This is a genomic window from Rhizobium alarense, assembly GCF_021555155.1.
Taxonomy (GTDB): domain Bacteria; phylum Pseudomonadota; class Alphaproteobacteria; order Rhizobiales; family Rhizobiaceae; genus Rhizobium_D; species Rhizobium_D alarense.
In genome coordinates, this window is sequence record NZ_JAKGBU010000157.1 from 1 (window position 1) to 4,815 (window position 4,815).

The window sequence follows — 4,815 nt, forward strand, 5'->3', positions numbered from 1 at the left end:
TGGGCGGCGCGAAACTGGTCTAGCGTCATGCTTTGCATGCCCATCCCCTTAGCGGTCCTGCTCAAGCCCGGCCGCATCATGTTCCGGCTCGATAGTTTCAATGATGATGTCGTCCAGCTCGGCCATGAACGTGTGAGCGATTCCATCGCGGCTGTTGGCAGCGGACAATTCCCAAACGAGGGGCAGGCCTGCGCCGTTAAGGTTGTCCTCGATGACGCCAAGGCAGGACAGGCGCAAGGTGTCGGGGGATACGTCGGCCGCACCGTGTTCGGCGACGAATTCGGCGAAGCGGGCCGCGCCTTCTGCGGTGAAATCGTGGACTTGCTGATAGGTTTCCATGCTGGTTTCCTCGTTCTTCAATGGTTGTTGATGGTGGCGATGATGTTCATTCTTCGGTCCTCGCTGAAGTAGCTACGGGGAATTTCGCTAACCCGGCGGCGGTGAATCCGAGACCGGCGCCCATAGCGGCAGCGCGTAGCCACCACGGTCCCCATTCAAGGGCGGGGAGAAGTTTGGGAAGCGCGCCGGCCAGTATCAGCACAATGCCGACCAGGAGCAGGGTGAGACAAAAGCGCACTCGCCAGCGCATATAGCTCAACTGCTCGGCTTTGTTGGTTTTGATGGTCATCATGTTTCCTCAAGGGGATGGCGGCGGCGGCGCAGTCAGTTTGCGTGCTTCGATCTCGATGCTGCTCTCAATGACCATGCCGCAACCGTCGCGCCCTGCGGGCCGATTGGCCGGACAGAGATAGCTTCCCCCGGCGCGGTAGGTGCGAACCTCGACCGCAACAGGTCGCGTTCCCTGGACGTCGAAAGGAAGGAATGCGTCGTACACCAAGAACTTGTTCGTGGTTGTCTCGACAAGCGTCCGGTCTGCGGAGAAAAGCCCCTGCGTTGGGTAGTAGGTCGTATGCGTGACGACGCCGGCAGCTTCGGTGTGCTCGAGCTTGTTGCTGTTGTGAAACATCAAGCCGGCGGACGCGGCGACCACTGCGGCCAGGGCGACAAAACATAATTGGAAAAATCTCACTGCATGTCCTCGATAGGGATAGGTAAGGTCTGCTGCGAGCCCGGCAGCAGGTCGGGAAAACGGGCGCGGAAGCTTGCCAGCGGATAGCCAAGCTCGCGCACCAGGCTACCGCCGATCCGCGCACGCACGGCGGGGTGTCCAAGCAGGGCCGACACGGCGGCAAGATGGTCGGCGAGATCCTGCATCGGGTCGGGGCCATGCTGGCACGACGGCTCCGGCTTCTTCTGCTCCTGCTTGCCGGTCATCCGAGATTCCCCACGCCAATCAGAGCCGCCCGCAGGCGGCGAACCGTGCGGTTTTCGTCAGGCAGTTCCGGCGCGTGCGTCAACAGGTAGACAACGAACAATTCGGCTTGCCGTGCGGCGGCTATCAGTTCGGCAAAGTTTTCAATCGCTCGATTCAGCTCGCCGGCATCCTGGCCGCTGTGCTGCGCATGGATGCGCCGCAGGACGGCCAGTCCGTCAAAGCGAGCGAAGGCGCTCATGCCTCACCGCCGCAGCGGGCGAGGGCGGCGGCGCGGCGCGCTCTACTGGCGATGCGCCGGTCCGAGGTCGCTTTCGGCGCGGGCCCGCCGCGCCCGCTATTAGCGTGTTCCGCGTCCATGGCTTCGTCGAATTCTTTATCCGCCGCCAGCAATTCAGCCACGGCGGCGCGGACTTCAATCAACTGAGCTGGATGAATCATTCCGGCCTTCTCCACTGCTATGCGGTCATCCAGCACCGCCAGCACACCCACACGGGCGCTCATTCCGACAGCTCCGGACGCCAAGCGCGCACGATGGCCTTGAACTCCGCTTCAAAGCCCAAGGCATCGGGGTAGCTGTGCAGTCGCGCAACAAGGCCGAAGACCGTCACCATGTCAGCGGCGATTTTCGTATCGACGCCCCATAGGTCTGTTAGGTCGAAGCTCCCACAGTTGCCAGCGTTCCACCATGCCAGCAGGAAATCGGCCACGCGCCGGCTCTGGCCGGTGTCTGCCTGGGCGATCTCGATGAGTCGCCCAAGCGCGGCCGATTCCTCCGGCTGGATGGGCTTGGGTTCGGGGTACAGCGCTGCCAGTTCCTCGATAGTGATGACACGGGCAGGGCGTGGCGGGGGCAGTTTGTTCGTCATGGTGGTTTCCTCCGTGATGGTGAGTGGTGACAAAGGGCGCGAGGCCTGGCGGCGCTTGTGTCGCCAAGCTTCCGAGCGGGTCAGGCGTGCAGGCGTTCGAGCTGGTCGGCCAGTTCGTCGGCACGCTGCAAATGCGGTTCGAGACTGGTCGAGTAGTCCGCGATAACGTCCCAACCGTCGTTGCCGTAGACGAACAGGACCGAGCCGACGCGCTGCCAGCGCGGGGCGGCGTCGGTCGCGGGGTTCGGCCGGTAGGCCAGAAGGGATTCTTCGTCGGTCGCGCCCATGACGGCGGCGATGGCCTTCGCGTCGCGCGAGCGGCGCAAGGCAAATTCCTCGCCGTCATAGACCGACAGGAAGAAACCGGCGTCCAGCAGGCCGCCAATGGCGGCCTTGGCGATGCGGCGCTCGATGCGCTGGCGAGCCTCAATGTTCATGCTTTGCTCCTTTCCAAAATGCCCTATCTCGTTAAGCCAAATTATACCAATTTGGTGCAATGAAACGCAACTATTGCGGCACGAAACAGGGGAAACAGAGTGACAATATTAAGGGAGGATTCAGCCATCCGGCCCGCGTCACTCCTACGAAGTGACGCGGCGCGGGTTCGGTCAACCGTACCAACTCACGGCCATGGGGCGACCGTCCCACTGGGACGCGCGGCAGCATTCGTCAATCTTCACGCTATTGGTGGCGTTGGCCCGGCAGCGGAACGGTTCGCCCGTGAAGCGGTCGCGGTGTGGGGTCTTCCGCCCGCTCATGAATCCGGTGTTCTCGGTGCTGGCCGCGATCTGGCGCAGCGTGACCATCGAGCGACTGACGGCGACGACCTGGTAAAACTCCACGTTGGTCTGTTCGTAGCCCCAGCAGGTGTTAAGAATCGAGCCGACTTCCAGCGTGTGCGGCTGCTTGGCTGCCTGCTGGCGTTCGCGCTTGCGGGCTTCGTTCGCGGTTTCGCGCTCGATGTAAGCCGCAAGGTACGCGTCACGCGCCTCCGGCGAGGCCAAGGCGACGAACAGGGCCGGTTTCGACTGCCGGCCCTTGTACGCGGCAACGGCCGAACCTCGGCGGCTGTCGTAGCAGTAGGCCACAACAGCGGCGGCGGGGAACTCGCGGGCTTCGGAATTGGCGGGGATGTAGCGGCTGCGCATGGTGTCGGCTCCTATCAATCTTCGTTCTGGGTGGTGATGGTGATGACCGGTTCGCCTGCATCACCTGGGCCGATGCGCAAGGCGAGGACCACAAGTCGGGGCATGCGGCCGCGACCAGGGCGCGGGACGCGATACACGACGAAGGGGCTGACTTGCTTGGCGTGGTTGCTCGGCTTGCGGGCGGCGCGCGATGCCATCCAAACGACATCCCACAAGCGGCCTGCCTCGTCCTGCACGGTGCCCTTGCGGTGGCCGTCTTCATCGCTCCATGCGACGCAATCGGCCCAAACGGCTGCGGTCACGGCTACGGAAATCGTGAACCCGGCTTCGCGTGCGGTTTCGGTGACATCGATTAGCCCGCCGTCGGCGATTGCCTCGGCGCGGCTATAGCTGTGAATTAGGTCGTCATCGGTGAAGACGGGCGCGGCAAGGTTTGCGCGGTGCCAGGCGCTAAGCCAAGCGTTCAGGATTTCGACGGTCGTCGCCTCGCCCTCGGGAGTCTCGCCCACGCGGCGGGAACCGAACATCGATAGCACTTCCGGGTCATGCGCCGGGACTGACAAGCGTCCTGCCGCGAAGGCCGCCGCGCCAAGCTGTGCTGCCCGCTGCAACTGCTCTGCCTTGGTGCTCATGCCGACACCTCGACCAGTTCAAGGCGACGCCACGGATAAGAGGCAATTTTGCTCATCATCACGCGGCACTGCTGCTCGTTCATGGGATAGCCGGTCATGCGAACGCGACGGCCGCTGTTGATGTTGACGGCCTCGATGTGGAACTGGGGCCCGCGCTCGATGCAAACCGTTTCGTCTTCGGAGAGGGTCAACAGAGCGGTTCCGCCGTTGGCCTCGATGTAGACCTTGCGCCACCAGCCAAACCGCACCCGGTCCACCATGAAGACGCTCACGCCCCGGTCCCGATGCCAGATAATCACGTCACCCGATTTCAGGCTTCTGGCTTCTCCCCACATTGCTTTGCTAGATGCTTGAGCCGGCTTTTTGCTTTTCTGCTGGTGGTTCATCGTGTCGTTCTCCGGGCTGTTGATTGAGTGGTTGAACATTGCTTCGCTGAGTGCCTTTCGCCGTGATTGCCCGTAGGTCGCCCGGCTGCTGAGGGCATCGCGCAAGGGCGACACCGGAAGCCGCAGCCGTGAGCGCAGCGAGGGGACCGGGTGAGGATGTCAACCTTGTGCGGTGGCCGAGCCGGGCTACCGTTTAGGGCAGGCGAAAGGAGCGCAGCGGAGCATCGAGCTGTTCAAACGAAATCGCTCGGGGGACGGCATGGGAACCGAGTAGGGCAGCGGAATCGCTGCACGATGAACGCGCCTTTGGCGCACCTGGGCGGGCCGTAGGCCTGCGCGCAGTGTTGGTGACGCGTGGTTGTTCTGCAGGACGACTTCGCGTCGCCACTTACAGGCAGCGAGCTGCATGCAGCGGCACGCTGAAACTGTCTTGCGCGGTAGCGCGAAATCTGCGTTGCCGCATGCGCTGATTCTGTCTTGCGCTGGCGACTGGCCGTCCGCCTGGCC

At 63.1% G+C, this 4,815-nt stretch carries 11 protein-coding genes; all 11 read right to left on the bottom strand.

The annotated features are described in order from the left end of the window. Positions 1-48: 48 nt before the first annotated feature. The 11 genes from LXM94_RS25480 to LXM94_RS25530 all read right to left on the bottom strand — a co-directional run bounded on the left by LXM94_RS25480 (position 49) and on the right by LXM94_RS25530 (position 4,413). Positions 49-339, bottom strand: coding sequence for a hypothetical protein (locus LXM94_RS25480; protein WP_235774637.1), 291 nt, complete (start codon positions 337-339; stop codon positions 49-51). Between the two features lie 46 nt (positions 340-385). Beyond that, positions 386-628: a hypothetical protein gene (locus LXM94_RS25485; protein ID WP_235774639.1), complete on the bottom strand. Its 243-nt coding sequence runs from the start codon at positions 626-628 to the stop codon at positions 386-388. Positions 629-637: 9 nt separating this feature from the next. Then, positions 638-1,030 (bottom strand): hypothetical protein, encoded by a 393-nt coding sequence (locus LXM94_RS25490; RefSeq protein ID WP_235774641.1) that lies wholly within the window; start codon positions 1,028-1,030, stop codon positions 638-640. Further along, positions 1,027-1,275 carry a hypothetical protein gene (locus tag LXM94_RS25495; RefSeq protein WP_235774643.1) on the bottom strand — a complete coding sequence of 83 codons (249 nt, stop codon included), beginning with the start codon at positions 1,273-1,275 and terminating at the stop codon, positions 1,027-1,029. The genes LXM94_RS25490 and LXM94_RS25495 overlap by 4 nt, the downstream gene beginning before the upstream one ends. Next, a complete protein-coding gene (locus LXM94_RS25500; protein ID WP_235774645.1) occupies positions 1,272-1,514 on the bottom strand; it encodes a cysteine hydrolase family protein in 243 nt (80 codons plus the stop codon). Before LXM94_RS25500 ends, LXM94_RS25495 begins: the two co-directional genes overlap by 4 nt. Then, a complete protein-coding gene (locus tag LXM94_RS25505) occupies positions 1,511-1,777 on the bottom strand; it encodes a hypothetical protein (RefSeq protein ID WP_235774647.1) in 267 nt (88 codons plus the stop codon). Before LXM94_RS25505 ends, LXM94_RS25500 begins: the two co-directional genes overlap by 4 nt. After that, entirely contained in the window at positions 1,774-2,142 is a 369-nt protein-coding gene (locus LXM94_RS25510; protein WP_329605650.1) for a DUF7673 family protein, read from the bottom strand. The genes LXM94_RS25505 and LXM94_RS25510 overlap by 4 nt, the downstream gene beginning before the upstream one ends. Before the next feature lie 80 nt (positions 2,143-2,222). Then, positions 2,223-2,579 carry a hypothetical protein gene (locus LXM94_RS25515; protein WP_235774649.1) on the bottom strand — a complete coding sequence of 119 codons (357 nt, stop codon included), beginning with the start codon at positions 2,577-2,579 and terminating at the stop codon, positions 2,223-2,225. 171 nt (positions 2,580-2,750) lie between these two features. After that, positions 2,751-3,290 carry a hypothetical protein gene (locus LXM94_RS25520; protein WP_235774650.1) on the bottom strand — a complete coding sequence of 180 codons (540 nt, stop codon included), beginning with the start codon at positions 3,288-3,290 and terminating at the stop codon, positions 2,751-2,753. Between the two features lie 14 nt (positions 3,291-3,304). Next, complete coding sequence (locus LXM94_RS25525) at positions 3,305-3,922, bottom strand: DUF6573 family protein (protein WP_235774652.1); 618 nt, start codon at positions 3,920-3,922, stop codon at positions 3,305-3,307. Then, complete coding sequence (locus tag LXM94_RS25530) at positions 3,919-4,413, bottom strand: hypothetical protein (protein ID WP_235774654.1); 495 nt, start codon at positions 4,411-4,413, stop codon at positions 3,919-3,921. Before LXM94_RS25530 ends, LXM94_RS25525 begins: the two co-directional genes overlap by 4 nt. Between the last annotated feature and the right edge of the window lie 402 nt (positions 4,414-4,815).